At 46.5% G+C, this 16,900-nt stretch carries 14 protein-coding genes; 4 read left to right on the top strand and 10 right to left on the bottom strand.

The window, feature by feature from the left end:
• Positions 1 to 130: 130 nt before the first annotated feature.
• Positions 131 to 844, bottom strand: a complete 714-nt coding sequence (rph, locus tag DYH48_RS19520; RefSeq protein WP_006079862.1) for a ribonuclease PH — start codon at positions 842 to 844, stop codon at positions 131 to 133.
• 423 nt (positions 845 to 1,267) lie between these two features.
• On the opposite strand from rph, the gene DYH48_RS19525 reads away from it, so the two are divergent.
• Positions 1,268 to 2,131 (top strand): YicC/YloC family endoribonuclease, encoded by an 864-nt coding sequence (locus DYH48_RS19525; protein WP_006086670.1) that lies wholly within the window; start codon positions 1,268 to 1,270, stop codon positions 2,129 to 2,131.
• Positions 2,132 to 2,188: 57 nt separating this feature from the next.
• Here DYH48_RS19525 and DYH48_RS19530 read toward each other — a convergent pair whose 3' ends face one another.
• The 3 genes from DYH48_RS19530 to DYH48_RS19540 all read right to left on the bottom strand — a co-directional run bounded on the left by DYH48_RS19530 (position 2,189) and on the right by DYH48_RS19540 (position 4,006).
• Complete coding sequence (locus DYH48_RS19530) at positions 2,189 to 2,368, bottom strand: HipA N-terminal domain-containing protein (RefSeq protein ID WP_011982214.1); 180 nt, start codon at positions 2,366 to 2,368, stop codon at positions 2,189 to 2,191.
• Complete coding sequence (locus tag DYH48_RS19535; RefSeq protein WP_006079858.1) at positions 2,368 to 2,649, bottom strand: helix-turn-helix domain-containing protein; 282 nt, start codon at positions 2,647 to 2,649, stop codon at positions 2,368 to 2,370. Before DYH48_RS19535 ends, DYH48_RS19530 begins: the two co-directional genes overlap by 1 nt.
• A 385-nt stretch (positions 2,650 to 3,034) precedes the next feature.
• Positions 3,035 to 4,006, bottom strand: a complete 972-nt coding sequence (locus tag DYH48_RS19540; protein WP_256613102.1) for a hypothetical protein — start codon at positions 4,004 to 4,006, stop codon at positions 3,035 to 3,037.
• Positions 4,007 to 4,349: 343 nt separating this feature from the next.
• On the opposite strand from DYH48_RS19540, the gene DYH48_RS19545 reads away from it, so the two are divergent.
• Positions 4,350 to 4,988, top strand: coding sequence for an ERCC4 domain-containing protein (locus DYH48_RS19545; RefSeq protein ID WP_115335682.1), 639 nt, complete (start codon positions 4,350 to 4,352; stop codon positions 4,986 to 4,988).
• Between the two features lie 34 nt (positions 4,989 to 5,022).
• Here DYH48_RS19545 and yjjG read toward each other — a convergent pair whose 3' ends face one another.
• Positions 5,023 to 5,703 carry a pyrimidine 5'-nucleotidase gene (gene yjjG, locus DYH48_RS19550; RefSeq protein WP_115335683.1) on the bottom strand — a complete coding sequence of 227 codons (681 nt, stop codon included), beginning with the start codon at positions 5,701 to 5,703 and terminating at the stop codon, positions 5,023 to 5,025.
• Positions 5,704 to 5,999: 296 nt separating this feature from the next.
• Here yjjG and DYH48_RS19555 point away from each other — a divergent pair, with 296 nt between their 5' ends.
• Positions 6,000 to 6,896, top strand: a complete 897-nt coding sequence (locus DYH48_RS19555) for a LysR family transcriptional regulator (protein ID WP_115335684.1) — start codon at positions 6,000 to 6,002, stop codon at positions 6,894 to 6,896.
• 3 nt (positions 6,897 to 6,899) lie between these two features.
• On the opposite strand, the gene DYH48_RS19560 is transcribed toward DYH48_RS19555, so the two are convergent.
• Together DYH48_RS19560 and DYH48_RS19565 are read right to left on the bottom strand one after the other, a co-directional pair.
• Entirely contained in the window at positions 6,900 to 10,067 is a 3,168-nt protein-coding gene (locus DYH48_RS19560; protein WP_115335685.1) for a DUF3427 domain-containing protein, read from the bottom strand.
• Between the two features lie 538 nt (positions 10,068 to 10,605).
• Positions 10,606 to 11,727, bottom strand: a complete 1,122-nt coding sequence (locus DYH48_RS19565) for a Fic family protein (protein ID WP_115335686.1) — start codon at positions 11,725 to 11,727, stop codon at positions 10,606 to 10,608.
• Positions 11,728 to 12,434: 707 nt separating this feature from the next.
• Between DYH48_RS19565 and DYH48_RS19570 the strand changes: the two genes are divergently transcribed.
• Positions 12,435 to 13,352: a sulfotransferase family protein gene (locus DYH48_RS19570; protein WP_115335687.1), complete on the top strand. Its 918-nt coding sequence runs from the start codon at positions 12,435 to 12,437 to the stop codon at positions 13,350 to 13,352.
• Positions 13,353 to 13,361: 9 nt separating this feature from the next.
• Here the strand turns inward: DYH48_RS19570 and DYH48_RS19575 are convergent, their stop codons facing one another.
• From DYH48_RS19575 to DYH48_RS19585, 3 genes are all read right to left on the bottom strand, one after another.
• Positions 13,362 to 14,780, bottom strand: coding sequence for an MFS transporter (locus DYH48_RS19575; protein ID WP_115335688.1), 1,419 nt, complete (start codon positions 14,778 to 14,780; stop codon positions 13,362 to 13,364).
• A gap of 182 nt (positions 14,781 to 14,962) precedes the next feature.
• A complete protein-coding gene (locus DYH48_RS19580; protein ID WP_006086635.1) occupies positions 14,963 to 16,027 on the bottom strand; it encodes a phosphotransferase enzyme family protein in 1,065 nt (354 codons plus the stop codon).
• Entirely contained in the window at positions 16,020 to 16,892 is an 873-nt protein-coding gene (locus DYH48_RS19585) for an NTP transferase domain-containing protein (RefSeq protein ID WP_115335689.1), read from the bottom strand. The genes DYH48_RS19580 and DYH48_RS19585 overlap by 8 nt, the downstream gene beginning before the upstream one ends.
• Positions 16,893 to 16,900: the final 8 nt, after the last annotated feature.

Here is a 16,900-nt window from a genome sequence, read left to right on the forward strand (position 1 = left end):
GTTTTATTGGGTAACATTTAATTCGGTACAGGGCTTGTCTAACACTAGCATCTTGCTGCAGATAAAAAGTTGCAGCTAATAAAAAGCCCCGCACTCTATAACATGACGGGGCTTTTTCATCACCACACTATTAGTTCAGTGCGGCTTTCTGCACATCGACGATTTCACGAATACTGTTCTTCGCCAATGCCAACAGTTCGAGTAATTCTTCATGGCTGAATGGCTCGCCTTCGGCGGTGCCTTGAATTTCGATGATCTTGCCCGTTTCCGTCATCACCACGTTCATGTCAGTTTCAGCGGCGCTGTCTTCGATATATTCTAGATCGCTTATCGCTTCACCCTTATAAATACCTACGCTGACTGCAGCGATAAGGAATTTCAGCGGGTTAGATTTAATGATACCTTTACCACGTGCCCAGTTCAGCGCATCCACTAAGGCCACACAAGCGCCAGTGATAGAAGCAGTGCGCGTGCCACCGTCAGCTTGGATCACATCACAATCGATCACGATAGTGTTTTCGCCTAGAGCTTTCATATCCACACAAGCGCGCAGAGCACGGCCGATAAGACGTTGAATTTCTTGTGTACGGCCAGATTGCTTACCGCGAGCGGCTTCACGATCCATACGGCTATGGGTCGAACGTGGCAACATGCCGTATTCCGCCGTCACCCAGCCTTGACCCTGACCTTTAAGGAAACGTGGCACACCTTCAGTAAAACTGGCGGTACAAAGCACTTTCGTTTCGCCAAATTCCACTAACACAGAACCTTCTGCATGGGCCGTAAACTGGCGAGTGATAGTGATGGGACGAGTTTGTGCTGGCGTTCTGTTACTTGGACGCATGCGAGATTCCTGTATTCTGAGTCATTGACCGATTTTGGCTGCATATTATAAGGGCTTGAGCCTTAGGATGCCATGCTTAGGGTGATTCTCTGGCAAACTCGTCACACTCAAACGCCAAATCCGTGTCCTTATACCCAAACAACCTGAAGATGCAGAATTCAGCGGGAGTTTAACGCACTTTAGGCAAGGCGGTTATTGCTCCTGCATAAATGGCATTCACGCCATCCATGGCGATTGCGGTTATTTGCGGACCTAGTGGACTAAGTTAAAAATAACCAACGCAGCATAAAGTGCGTTACCCCGTGGTTAACATCAGCCGCTGGGACGGAGCAGCTTGGGTATATTTGCTGTATGCCTTTAATCCTAAAGCCATTGACTCTATAATCGCCTCTCATTATGACGATTAAACCATTAGGACAACCCATGATCCAAAGCATGACAGCCTACGCTCGCATCGAGCACAAAGCACAATGGGGCACTGCCTCCTGGGAAATTCGCTCAGTCAATCAACGCTATCTCGAAACTTACCTACGTTTACCCGAGCAATTCCGCAGTTTCGAACCCGTACTGCGCGACCGCCTACGTAAACGCTTAAGCCGCGGTAAAGTCGAAGTCAATCTGCGCTACGAACTGGCAGACAACAGCAATAACGAGCTGCAGTTGAATCAAGCGCTAGCAAAACAGCTATTAGGCGCCGCCACTTGGCTCAAGCAAGAAGCGGGACAAGGCGATGTCAATCTGACCGACATCCTGCGCTGGCCGGGCGTGCTAGCAAGCGGTGAACAAGATATGGATGCCATCGGCGCCGATCTGATGACAGCCTTCGATTCAGCCATAGATCAATTCATCGAAGCCCGTGGCCGTGAAGGCGAAGCTATCAAAGACATGCTGCTAAGCCGCTTAGACGGCGTCAGCGAGCAAATCGCCGTCGTACGCGAGCACATGCCAACTGTGATGTTGTATCAACGCGAAAAGCTCACCAACCGCCTTGCGGAAATCAAAGGTGAACTCGACCCAGCCCGCATCGAGCAAGAAATGGTGCTACTGGCACAAAAACAAGATGTGGCCGAAGAAATGGATCGCCTCGAAGCTCATGTCGCCGAAGCGCGCCGCATCCTCAAAAAAGGCGGCAGCGAAGGTCGTCGTTTAGATTTTATGATGCAAGAGTTCAACCGCGAATCGAACACTCTCGCCTCTAAATCCATCAGCACTGAAATCACCTCAGCCGCAGTGGAGCTTAAGGTACTGATTGAGCAAATGCGTGAGCAGATCCAAAACGTTGAGTAATGATAGTTAACGCGTTTTAGATACCAAAAAGCCCTTAATGTAAGGGCTTTTTGTATTTTATGGCGCAGGAAAAAAACCTTTACAAGCTTGCTTGCGTAGCAGCATAGACAAAGAAATTGGGCGACTACCGGGTATAGCTAGCCATTGCTGGGCATACGCAAACTGATGAGAGCCTGTGGATGATTTGGTCAATTCACGCACAAGGTAGCCATTCATATAAACATCAAGCACTGCCATTACCACTCCTCCTTCCATTCTTGCTCAGGCACTGTGGCGTTATCATGGCGGCGCTCATCCACCAGCTGTGGATTCCGAACCTTTATATCTAGCTCTAGGTTTAATGCAGAAAGGATCTTAAACAGCGTTTCTAATTTGGTCGAATCCGGGTTCAACTCAAAGCTTGAAACGGTATCCTGGCGAATACCTACCTTGCTCGCCACCTTGCTTTGCGAGAGCTGCGCGTTCAGCCGCGCATCTTTTAGATACGTACTCAACTGCTTTGCGTTGGTCACCTTCATGATAGCTTTACCTTTAAACTGTTCTTAACTCTTACTGTACACGCTAAGCAGGTAAGTCAAAGTTTACACGCCTAAACCGTTAAAAACACATTCACACGCTATAGGCGTTAAACATAGTTCACCCGCTACGGCGGGTAGCCTGACCATAAAAGACAAAAGAAATGGGGGGAGTCATTGCCAAGGAGCGCTGAATTTAATTGAAATGCAGAACCGACATTCAGTTTCAAATGTCGAATAGTGTGTTGTCGTGTTCAACTACAATCCAATAAACAAAAACCTTATTTATCATGAACTTATCTTGGCGACTCAATCTAATTCACTTTTAATAAAGCAAAACACATCACTCGATCACAGCGCCATAGCTATTGGCATTAAAATAACTAAATCAAAGCGATAGCATAATTTTCTGTAACGGTTCTAACCGCTTAATCAGTGCTTTACGCTGTTTATTTTTGCTAATAAAAACATCAAAATTTTGTTTAAACTCGCTGGAAGATTGTTTTAGTTGATAAGCATCGAACAACACTTGCAAGGTACGGCCGGCATTATCATAGCCACTGGCACACCCACGAGCAGCCTCCTCAAAAGCACTATCCCAATGGCTTTGATGCGCTTTATAAACCGCTTCAAGATGTTCATTACGCAATAACGTCTCACGGGCAAGACGCTCGGCCTCTGCCATGCGCTCTTCTTGCATCACTTCTTTTTCTGCTACATGCCAGAAGGGATGCAACGATGCAACTGTTACCCAGTCGGAGTACTCTATTGGTGTTTCTTGCGTTCTGAGGAGCGCATACGCATCCGCCGCAAATATTTTCCCTTCATCAAATAAGCAACAAAGCAACGCGTCCTTCTCGGCATCCGTTAGCTTAGCCACCTGCTGCTGTGCCGTTAATACTGTGGGTTGAGGAACATGTGCAGGCATTGACTGCAGCAAAAGATGTAAAGCACGTATCGATGGTAAAGGGATGTCAAAGAGTGTGGTAAATGCCAATTGCGCCTGGGTTAACTGGTGAAAATCAAAGGCTATAAGCGGCAAGGGTTCTAAGGCCATATCATCGTTGGCTTGGCTTAACCAATGAAAATACAAAGCACGATAATCGCCAGTTAATAGTTCTGTCCTTAGTGCCACCAAATGCAGCATAAAGGATTCGGCACTCTCATCGTCGCGGTAGCGATAATCATCTTCTAAAGTAAATATCAGTAATTGGCTCTGCTTATTCTCGACAAAAGACACATAAAAGTCAGCATTTATTACCTTGAAATCACAGGGGATTGTACCGGCTGGCAATTTAAGATACGCATTCACTTGCCCCCAATTGGTGTAATAAAAGCCAATATCAAAAAAATCCATCATTAAGGCTTCTGGATCGGCACTTAAATCACCGTAATGATATTGAACACAAAAGGAGTGGCTGGTGATCTCTGCTCGGCTAGAAATATTCCTTAATCTATTCCGCTGCGGGACCGACAAGCTACTGTTAACACATTCGAATCGATAATACTGATATTCACTCATAGCTAACTCACATTGATTTTCTAGCGCTGTCTTAATGCAGCTGGCCAAACGAACAGATATAGGTATAACTAAATTTTAACTAGGCGACTCAGAAAGCTGAAGACAACTTTTGTGCTTGTTGTTCAGCCTGACTACACTCATAAACAATCCTGAATATGTCACTCGGTTGAGGTCACTAAAATTGGCAGCGGCTAAAATCCCTCTCTTTTATGACGATAGAGAACATGCAGAAAAAATCATCTATGAGCTGTCACTGCACGAAGATCTCTCACTCATCAAAAAACACCTAAAATTGGGTGATTATCAACTCAATGGTTGGCTGATTGAACGTAAAACGTTGCCCGATCTCGTGCAATCATTATGCGATGAGCGCCTATTCTCACAGGTGGCCAGATTAGCCCAGAGCCCAAATCATACCGCCCTGCTTATCGAAGGTTATACACAAGATATCGCATGTTACCAGATACGCAGAGAAGCGTTAATCGGGGCGCTGTGCTCGATTTCAATCAATTTCCACATCCCAATACTGCGCAGTTTATCGCAAACTGAAACAGCCAAAATTCTGTATTTTTGCGCCACTCAGTTAAACCGTAGAGAACATGAATTAACCCTCACGGGACGTAAGCCCAAACGCAAGAAAAATCAGCAATTATTCATCTTGCAAAGCCTACCCGAGGTAGGCCCTAAACTCGCCAATAAACTTTTATGCCATTTCGCCAGTGTCGAGGCAGTCGTAACAGCATCTGAAGAGGCATTGATGCAAGTGGGTGGTATAGGTAAAAATAAAGCAAGTAAGATCCGTGAAGTGCTGACTCGCTAAGTGACTTCACAGCATAAGCTGAGTGCCTGTTGACTTACCCGAACAATAAACTATATAGCTCTTGGTGCGAGCTCACTTGATAGTGCGGGGTGATACCGGTAGGTACATCATGGCCGTGGACGTTATACCAGCATGTATGAATACCGGCATTGATGCCGCCTTGGATATCTGAATGCGGGTTATCACCGACCATCAACACAGTATCGCGCTCAGGATGGCCCATGAGTTCGAAGGCGTGATCGAAGATGCCCACATCGGGTTTAGCTATGCCGACTTTTTCTGAAATCACTAAAATATCAAAATGATGCTGCAAGCCTGTACGTTCTAATCGCACGGTTTGCAGCTCAGTGAAACCGTTGGTGATGATGCCTAGTTTAGCTTTACCTTGCAGCGCGGCTAATAACTCGCGAGCACCGGGTAGCGGCGAACAAATTTCGGCCATTGCAGATAAAAAGGCACTATTGAGCGTCATGGCCGTGACAGATAATTTGGCTGCCCAAGGCTCGAAACGTATGGTCTGCAACTCGGCGGCAGTTATTTTGCCATCTTGATAATCGACCCAAAGCGGTTTGTTAACCAACTGATACTCATCAAAATCGGCTTGGGTAAAATCGACCCCAAACTCACTAAACATCAACTTAAGCCCTTTTAAGGCATCAAAATAAAATAGGGTTTCATCGGCATCGAACAAAATCCATTGGTAAGGCAAGGACATAGGAACTCTCTTTCTGACAAAATAGCTAAAACCCATCCCCATGCCGTTCAGTGGCATCGAGAATGGTACATCGGCGATTGCGGCAATGCTGTGGCTAGCTGGCTAGCAGTAATCAAGATAAGCGATAAACATGAGCGATGAGCCCGAAAATAACTAGGCTTCACAGTCGACACCCGCAATCAGCAAGTGCATTAGTCTACCTTGCATCAAGGGCAATGATAACCACGATAATAAAAACTGACTGTTGAGGTATCATCAACAATAATGGCAGGGGAACGCGATAATCTAAGGACACCATGGAGCACTTTTCGGCACTACCTATCTTTGTCACTGTCGTGGAATGCGGTAGCTTTTCACTGGCAAGTCAAAAGCTTGGGCTGAGTAAATCGGCGGTGAGTAAACGCATTACCCTATTAGAACAAAGTCTGGGTATTCAACTTTTGCACCGTACCACTCGCAGCTTGAGTCTTACCGAAGCGGGCGCCCGCTACTTCGACTATGTTCGCCCTGCAGTTAAACTCGCAGAGGAAGGATTGGACGCTATTTCAGAGCTACAGCAAGCGCCTCAGGGCAATTTGCGCATCGCTGTCCCTATGGTATTTGGCCGCTTGCATATCGCCCCTTTAATCCCCGAGTTTCTGCGTCGTTACCCGAAAATACAGCTGCAAATGCAGATGGATGATAAGACCACCGATTTAATTGCTGGCGGATTCGATCTGGCGATTCGCATCGGCGAACTGCCAGATTCAAGTCTTATTGCCCGTAAAATTGCCCCTTGTTTAAGTGTGATTTGCGCGTCACCCGAGTATCTTGCTCGCCACGCTGCGCCACAAACGCCACAGCAACTCAGCCAACATAACTGTTTGTTCTACTCATATTTTCGTGATGGTGTTGAATGGACCTTCTTAAGCCCACAGGGCCCCACTCGTATCCAGCCGAACGGTAACTACCAAGTCAATAATAGTGATGCCATCCACCAAGCCACACTCGATGGTTTAGGCATAGCCAACCTGCCCCGTTTCATGGTCGACGCCGACTTACAAGCAGGCCGCCTACAAGCCTTGCTCGCAGACCATCCCCTCCCAGAACATGGTATCTACGCGGTTTACCCGCAGCGAAAATATTTGCCGACTAAGGTGAGTGTATTGATTGAATTTTTGATGGAGCAGTTAGCAGAAAGACTGGGGAAGTAGTACTTAGCCCACTGCCAGTTTAGCCGCGTCATGCCACATTACATCAGGGATTGGCTGTTCTAATCGCCATGTGACATTCATGGGTTGTGAACCGTTATGGCTGACATAATGCACTTTGCCAAAATTCACGAATCCCATAGTGCGGCCATTTTCATCTTTTGATTGCTCTCGAACAAACAACAGCACGGTTTTCCCCAGCTTTTGTTGCTCAATATAACTTAAACCCCTACCTCGTTCTGGCCGTGCGCTATTTTGCGATTGCCAGTGGAATAGATATTCGCTAATGGCATAGTCATGATACATGGTTGTCGGTGAAAACTGCTTCTCTGATTTGTTTAACGTCACAAATAAACATTCAAGATTTTGCTCATTAATCGCAAGCACACCCTCCCTAGAAGGCGATTTAGCTGTAAATGTACTTGCTCCTATCGCCGCTAAAATTTGCTCACGGGTATAACGAGAGTGCACTTTCAATGCGCTGGGCAGCGCCAATTCCAAATCCATTTCTTGATGGTGTATCCGGTTGATCAGTATCGCCAATACAGCCAATAACTCTTCCTGTAATGGCTTGTTGCGTAGCATCAACAAGCTAGCTGTTAAACTTTTAACGTTTAAAGCCGTACCTGATTTATCCCAAAAGTTGTAGTGGCACATCAAAGCAAACTGATTTTGAATAGGATCTAGCCCGTCAAATACAAAATTATTTTGGCATAACTGTTTGATAAAGATTAAATAGGATAGTGAAGTACAATTGAGTAAGTGGAAGTTAATCGCGCGATAATAGGCTTTGGCTAAATCGGACTGCGCAGTAGGTTCAGCAATTTGATTCCCCTGAACAGCCTCGACTAATAAAATCCATCCACATTGGCCATTAATCTTTATTCGATAAACATCTTCCAAGGTCACTTGCGGGTTAAGGCGTAAAAAATTGCTTAGCGTGAGCGGCAAGTCAGTTTGATGTTTAAAGCTTGCTATTAGACTGGTTAATCGATTGGCATTGAGCGTTGCGCGGCTAATATTACGCAAAATCATTGACTGCGCTTTTTCCTCAAGCTCAATTCGACACCCTAGCGGTAGATGCGGAAAGTCATTGAGAATTTCATCTTTTATCGACTGATTAGTTTTACCGACTAATGCTCTAAATTTTTGCGAGAAATCATATTCATCACGTGAATTTCCGACAAAATCTAATATTGTGCAGCACTGCTTATCATCGGTGAGACGCAAGCCACGGCCAAGTTGCTGCAGGAATATGGTCAAGCTTTCCGTTGGCCGTAAAAACAACAAGGTGTCCACTTCTGGAATGTCGACACCTTCGTTAAAAATATCCACCACACACAAAATGGATAATTTGCCACTGACCAAGCTCTGCCGCTTTTGTTGCCGTTCAGCGCTATTATCACTGGTCAGCACATCGGCGCTGATCCCAGCCAAATTGAACTTCTTCGCCATAAACTCGGCGTGTTCCTTGGTTACACAAAAGGCTAACGCCTTGATATTATTTATATCTGTTACAGTTTCAACTAGGCTGCGAATAATGCGCGTCACGCGTTGTTCATTGTGAGTGTATAAATTGCTCAGCTCAGCGACATCATAACGACCACGGCGCCAATTTAACTTGCGAAGATCAGTCTCATCATCGATCGCAAAATATTGAAATGGACATAAATGCCTTTGATTAATAGCTTCGGGTAAACGTATTTCAGCGGCAATGACACCGCAGAAGTCAGCCAAAATATCGACACCATCATGACGCTCTGGTGTAGCCGTAAGCCCCAATAAAACCTTAGGTTCAAAATGAGCTAATAGCCCACGGTAACTGCTCGCAGCAACATGATGGACTTCATCAATCACAATATAATCATAAAAATCAGCCGCTAATGGCAGGTTATCAAGTTGCAGATTCAAGCTTTGGACAGATGCGAATAAGTGTTTGTAACTATTAGGTTTATGCTCTGCCACCCATAGCTCGCCAAATTGATTATTCTTTAACACACCGCGATAAGCACTGAGGGCTTGCTGTAAAATTTCTTGCCTGTGGGCAACAAATAGAAAATTGGCTTCTGGATGCAGTTTATAAAACCGCGCGAAATCGAACGCGGAAATAATAGTCTTACCCGTGCCTGTTGCCGCGACGATGAGATTTTTAAAACGGCCATGAACGCTTCGCTCTACTGCAAGCTGTTCGAGGATTTCTCGCTGATGCGCAAATGGCTTAATGTCAAAATGAAATAAGCTCGATTCAGTGCCACTGCCTTTCGCTTCTTTCAACGCATTGTTTAACTTTTCTTTACTGTTCGCATCACCGCTAAAAAGCTCAAATTCGTTCGATTCCCAGTAAGTTTCAAAGGTACTGAGTGATTTCTCAATGATGTGGGGAATTTCTTGGGTGGTGATCTTAAGGTTCCACTCAAGCCCGCTGGTCAATGCAGAATGCGATAAATTTGAAGAACCGATATAACCGGTATGAAAACCCGTATTTCGTAGAAATAAATAGGACTTTGCATGCAGCCTTTCACGCTTAGTGTTGTAACTTAATTTAACTTGGGTATTGGGTAAACTGGCTAGAAACTCGACGGCTTTAGCATCAGTCTCGCCCATATAAGATGTAGTAATGATGCGTAACTCTTTACCACTGCGTGTAAATTCCTCAAGTTCATTTTTGAAGATGCGAATCCCCGCCCACTTGATAAATGACACCAGCCAATAGATTTTATCTGATGATCGGATCTCACGTTTAAGCTCACTTTCAAGTGATAATCCCGCATTACTACCGCAAAAAAGCTCACTCTGAGTGAGCCCCGTTAATGGAAATATGGCGGCCGTATATTTAGGTAAATCAGTCGCTATCGGATTTTGTTTGTTAAAAAGAGCCGTGAGTATCCGACCTTGGCTATCGATGAGATTTTCATCAATAAAGTCATCATCGTTGATGTGCTCTTTTAGCCACATCACTAACCGATTAGCCAAACTGATTTGATTGATAACTTGGTTTTCATCTGCTGGAACAGAATTAATCACATATTCAATTACTTTAGTCAGAAAACGTGAGAGCCAAATACTTGCTTCAGCAACCTCTAGCTTCCTTTCTCCAACAAAAAATATGTCCTTATCTAAGCGCTGCTCAACGAGTTGAGTAATAAGCTTTTCGTAAATCCCGACCTGTTCCATAGCCAGATATGCCCCAAGACTAACAATCAAAGTTGTAGCGAATATATCACATAACAATTTGATTCAAATTGCGATTTGTAGAATGGTTTTGTCTTTTTCGATAGGGTGTTCATACTGCTTGGCTTTAGTGGAACTAATTACCTATGACTGACTCAGCAGCAACACTTTCAAAAGCGCTTTAGGCTATTGATAATTGAGCATCCAACTCCAAGGTAAACTTGCCGCTATTTCCCACTCGGCAATAAGTATCTGGTACTGACTGAGGTCGCCAGCATTTTGGGCCAGTATCTATCTCAAATGTCTATTAAGCGATTGGTTCTACTGGCTAACAGATATGCGCTAAGGCTAACAGGATTAGGCACTAGCATGGAAGTGACCATCCGTGACAGGACGTCACGGCTGAGTATCCAGGGACTTGAACAACTTCCCTATTTAACTGCCAGTTCGCCTTCCATGGCTCTCGTTCATAAACTTAGAAACCCTAGGTTTCTATTCACCGAGTCACTGGAATGTAAGTGCTTGATAACATACCTAACCTTTATCGTTTCATACTGAGTGGCAATAAGTATCTCGTACTTCGGCCGCCGGCGTCGGCTTTAACTAAAAACCGCTGTTCAACCATTTGCGCAAGATGACGGGTGGCGGTGGCGCGGCTCACCTTAGCGACCTTTTGGTACTGGCTACTATTAATCCCTAGTTCAAAATCGCCGTCTAACATCCGATTGAGTACTTTGGCTTGCTCCTGACTCAATAAAGATTGGTCGACACTTTGCCAATACTGAGTTTTCGACAGCGTTCTGCTCACATCTGCCATCGCATTGAGTAAGCAGTCATTGAGGGTTTCAAAAAACCAGACTAACCAAGGAGTAATATCTACATCGCCCCTTTGAGTGGACTCTAAAATGTCATAGTAGGCTTGGCGACGGGCAAGAATACTGACCGACATAGCGTAAAAACGAATCGAGCGTTTCTCCGCTTGCGCCAAAGCTAAATCAGTCAATAAACGCGTGATGCGCCCATTACCATCATCAAGTGGATGAAGAGTCACAAACCAAAGATGTGTTATCGCCGCACGGATAAGCGGATCTAAACCCTGCGCTTGCCGTGAAACATTAAACCATTCAATAAACTGCGAGAGTTCAGCGTCCAAAGTCGCTCGAGAGGGGGCCTCAAAATGCACCGTTGGTTTATCAATGCGGCCTGAGACAACTTGCATAGGCGTATCGCCACGTAGCGTTCCACCAATAACGGGGTCAAACAATGTATAACCCTGCGGAAATAACTGCTGATGCCAGCCCAATATCCGTTCGAGGGTTAATTCAATCTCTAAATTTTTTAAGGCATCGAGCATAATGTCAGCTAAACCATCGGTTTGCGCTGTGGTCGGATACGGTTTGTCCTCAGTCACGCCGAGTTTTTTAGCTAAGGATGAGCGTACCGAAGCAGCATTGAGCTTTTCACCTTCGATGGCACTGGAATGGATAATATTAGCGAGTAAGGTGTCGAGTGCAGCGTCTGACGTTAACAGGCTGTCGTCGTGACTTAGCATTTGCTTGCCAAGCAGCTGGCCCTGATTGAAATAGACCTGACGCAGCAAGGCATCAATGCTGCTGGTATTCCAATGAAACTTAGGCCAATCAGCTTGCTGCCAAATCCACATATCTTACCCCACGAGTCAAATAACAAGTCTATTCTACTCACATAATGAGGCGATTAACAAACCTATTCGCCTCACTTTATGAGTCGAATAGCGCTACTAATCGCCTCATTAATACCAACATGCTATCCAATGCAGGGAAATGAGCCTTGTTGGTAATCTGGGATCTCGTTTCTAAGCCTTGTGGTCATCCATTTTTATCGTACAGCGGCCATACAATACTGTGGCGCATTGCCGTGGTGCGTGACTTTTATGTATATACCCAAGCTACCTGAATATACGAGTTTCAGAGCGTCTAGGGTGATTCAATTCAAGGCGCATCAATGACAGAATGTCGGCCACCTTTTGAATTGATGCAACACGGAAGTGGAGTGCCCTAGGCGCTCCGTCCCGGCGGCTGATGTTAACCACGGGGTAACGCACTTTATGCTGCGTTGGTTATTTTTAACTTAGTCCACTAGGTCCGCAAATAACCGCAATCGCCATGGATGGCGTGAATGCCATTTATGCAGGAGCAATAAATGGCCTTGCCTAAAGTGCGTTAAACTCCCGCTGAATCCTGCTTCTTCAGGTTGTTTGGGTATACTACCGACAAAGCCTTCGCGCTGAGATATACTGTCGCCGCTGATTTGACACGCCAATGCGAAACGCCGATGTGAAAACTCATTGCTTACACCGCACCACTTGCACACACATTCTGAGCCCAATCTATGCCTGATAATGCCAACAATTCACCTATCACTACTCATGTTCAACCTACTGGCAATGCAAAGCACACTGGCCATTCACAGGTTGCTAAGCCAGCTGAGATGAATCCTGCAAATTCGAATACGCTCAGTAGTGAACAGACAAGTGTAGAAAAACAGAAGGTCTTTATCATAGGTTTGCCGCGTACGGGCACGACGAGTGTGAGTGTGGCGTTGTTGGAGCAAGGGCTTAAAGTGGCGCACATGGCCTTTACTAAACAGGCGTTTATGCTGGCCGATGCGATTTCTGATGTGCCCTGTTTTAGTGATTATCGGCAGCTTGATGGCCTATTCCCGCAGGCCAAATTTGTCTACCTCGAGCGTGATATGGCGAAGTGGGTGCCTTCAATGCAAATGCTGCTGGGTAAAATGCTGCCGCATTTAGAAGCAAAATCGGGGCGATTCCACCCGATTATGAAACGCAGCTTTCGGCACACGTTTGCAATCGATAAAGTGGCGGATCCCGCAGACGAGGCACATCTTATTGCTTGTTATCAAAGGCATCAAAACGAAGTGCTCGCTTACTTTCATGGCCGAGCAGATTTTATCTCACTCGACATAAGCCATGCGGGGAGCTTGAGTCGCTTGTTGCAATTTTTAGGGTTAACCACGGATTGCCCAACCTTAGGCCAAGTGACAGATAGGGCATTCTCGGACTCTCAAATAAAAAGTGCACCAACCCAGATATCACAGGAAGGAACAAGTCAGGCAAAGGGAAACATTCAGTCACAGAGAGTCAACACCAGCGAGCATGGACTGGATTTCCCTAAATTAAACGCTGGTACACACGTCGCGGCTTGGCATGAATATAAACATCCCAATAAGGTGAACAGTAATAGCGCTGGCCCGCAAAGCCGTAAGTTTTTCGACTATACGCTTTAGCTGTACGCCCTATTGCTTGCGGCGTTTTACCACAGTGAGCCAATCGAGGCTCACGCCCGAAATCGCATTAAAGCCGCGGATACGGAAGATAAGTTGCAGTAACTGCGGCCTTGGACGCACTTTAGGTTCGACCGAGCGCGGAATAAACCAGAGTGTCACTAAGGCTCGCAGCACGGTCGAGACTAAAAACACCACGAAGATAGGGCTAGATAACACGCTATCCCCACCCGACCAAACTAAAAAGTCCGCCGCATGGGAGGCAATAGTGCCGCCCAATATCGCGCCAACAAATACACAGGCCGCACTCAAGGCTGCTTGCAAAGCGGCGTAGGTCGCAAAGTCACTGCGAAAGGGGCGGATATCATAAAGGTAATTTGCCGTGCTTAAGGTGAAGCCGCTCCACGCCAAGCCAGAGAAAGCTTGGATAGCTAAGATATACAGATAGTTATCCGAGAATAGCCACATCAGCGGCAAGCTTGGGATCATACAACTGGTGATGATCATCACTAAACGATTGCCGAATTGATCGCTAAAGCGACCCCAAAATCGCAAGGTGACAAATTGAGTCGCTATCGAAGCCACGCTGGCGAACACAAATTCGAGATAAGTAAACTTCAAGCCTTCCAACATATAAACGGCAAAAAATGGCGCAGAGATCGCCACCATTCCCTGCATACTGGCGACAAACAAACTGTACTGACGAAAAGTTTTATCCTTCCACGCCTCGCGAAAATGACTAATCGTCTGCAGAAATACGCCGCGCTGTTTGGGCTCGCGCGGATCGGGATCGTGCATCTGCAGCAGTAGCCAAGCCGACACAAACCGCCCCATCGCCGCGATAGAAAACAACAGACTAAAGCCCAGCCACGCCATCTGCATCGAGTCGGTTAAGGTAAGTATGCCGCCGCCAATAAAGAACACACTCAAAGATGCGCCCATAGTGAGCCGAGTGCGCGCGGCGAAAAAAGTGCCACGGCGCCGTTCGGGAACAATAGAGCCCATCCACGCCCGCCAATGGGGTTGAATTAGATTGATAAAGCCATGGTAACCAACGGCTAAAACGATAAAGATCCACACCGCATGTTCAGGGCCGAAAGCGGCTAACGCGCCCATAGCCAGCACAACACAGGCCTGAAAGGCGGCACAAAAGACGATAAAAGTTCGGCGGGAGAAATGGCTGGCGAGCCAGACAGATAAAAGCTGGGAGATAGCGCCAAAAAGCTGAGGTAAACCCGTGACAAAGCCCATCTGCGCTAGGCTGGCACCGAGAAAAATTGCGTAGGCATTGAAGAAGTTATCGCTGGTCGCCGTCATCATAGACGAGGCAACCGCCTCCTGCTGCGAGCGACGCAGGGTACATCTTAACCAAGAGTTACGTTCGCTGCGCCGTGAACAAGTGACTAACGGCTGCGCCACAGGTGAATCCATACCAAGCACAAATCCATATAATATTAAGGGATATTGCTCGATTATGTCGGATGAAATGCCATCTGCCTAGGGCTTAAAGCAATCGTATTAAAGCAAAACGCCCAAAGCAAAGCCTTGGGCGTTTTGTTTCTCAGTGCATTGGAACTATAAACTGGCGCAATCACCAAGATCCATATCCTGACTTAGAAATGGGCTTTAAGTACCGTTTCTTGGTCGAGCAAACTTTGGTACAAGGTAAACTGATTGGCGGCGCGGTCCAGATTGTGGCCTTCGCGGTGAATATGGAAATACACATCACCGTTAAGGTAATCCGTTAAAAAACGCACACCTATCATCAAACAAATCACCCGCGCACCGAGCCACAGACTGCGTTTTTCGTCTTCCGTTAAGACATCACCCAACTCGCTCAAGTAGCCACGGCAAATCGCAGCGAAGATATCTTGGCGCACTTGAACTTTATCCAAGGCCGTAGAGTCTTCTTCCTCTGGCGAGCAGAAGGTGCGGACCATATCGCCAAAGTCATACATCAGATGACCTTTCATGCAGGTATCTAAATCGATAATCGCCATACTGGACATGTCGCGTTTATCGAAAAGCATGTTATTGATTTTAGTGTCATTATGACAAATTCGCAGCGGCAGCTTTGGCGATATTTCTGCAAGTTCATCCAGCAACGCCTGCTGAGATAACGCGTAATCGACCCAATGACGGCAAAGATCTAAGCGGTGTTGGCTATCGAGTTCGGCGGCCTGTTGCAACAAAGCCATGCGTCCCGGTAAATGGTGAAACTGGGGGATCACATCTTCGAGCTGAGTTGCATCAAAGTCACTCAAGGCTGAGGCAAAATGACCAAAAGCCTTGGCCGCCATTTCTGCTTCTTGCTCTGACTTAACCACTTCGATGCTGAGACTGTGGGGCAAATAACTGATCGCGCGCCAAAATCCTTGTTCGCCTAAATCGATAGCCAATTCACCCTCTTGGGTTAAACAAGGGCTAACGACTTTGAGGCCGTATTGTTGCTGCAACGACTTAGCGCATAAATGATGGCTAATTTTATCGGCATTGCTAACCAAAGCGTTGGGCGTTTTAAATACCTCAGTATTAATTCGCTGCAATACTAATTCGCCCGCAGGCCAGCGCACCAAAAGGGTGTCATTGATGTGGCCATTACCGAGGGCAGAAATTTTTGCCTCGGCGGCTTCAATACCAAAATGAGGCAACACTGACTGCCTGATGAGTTTAATCACTCAATAACTCCGTTAATTTTTGTTTTACCCAGACAGTGTCCTGCGGATAAGTCACGCCGAGCCAAGGCTCACAGGCAACATCGACATAGACAGGCAAACCTTGCTCAATGCCCGCTTGTACTATGGCGGGCAAGTAACATTCAGACTTAGGTTGTTGACCATGTTGCCCGATAAATTCGGTTAATTCACGTTTAATAACATCAAATATGCTTGGGGAGAAGCCCCAGCAAGTCATAGAGACCAAGGACTCGGGCGGCAAACTCGCATGTCCCTGCGGGCCATCCCCCACCAATTGCCCACCTTGACCGGCGATATTGAGCCATTCGGCAACCGATTTAAGCTGACCATTTTCTACCTGACACAGACCCCGGTTAACACCGCCGTGCTCCGACAATGTGAGTTCTATGGGATAGGCCACCATCATCCACTCTGTCGGTCTCATGCTTAAGCCTTTGGCTAACGAGGCAAAAGCGCTATCACCATAAAAATCATCGGCATTGATAACGGCCATTGGTCCTTTAACGAGATGGCGCGCACTCCACAGTGCATGGGCCGTGCCCCAAGGTTTAAGCCTGTGGCTGAGATCAACCAGCTGCGCCGCTTCGGGTAAATCCGTTAGGGCTTGATAGCAAAAATGATAGGCAAAATCGGCGGGCAAAAACCGTGTCAGTATCTCAGTTAACTCAGTTTCTAACTCAGGGCGGATCACCAGCACAGCACGCTGAAAGCCACTGCGAATGGCCGACATGATCGATAACACCAACATGGGTTCGCCAGCGGGACCGAGCGCTGCCAATTGCTTATCGCCGCCGAAACGACTACCTAGCCCTGCAGCCATAATGACTAAGGTCAATTCTGTATTCATGCTGGATT

This window comes from Shewanella baltica (genome assembly GCF_900456975.1).
Classification (GTDB): domain Bacteria; phylum Pseudomonadota; class Gammaproteobacteria; order Enterobacterales; family Shewanellaceae; genus Shewanella; species Shewanella baltica.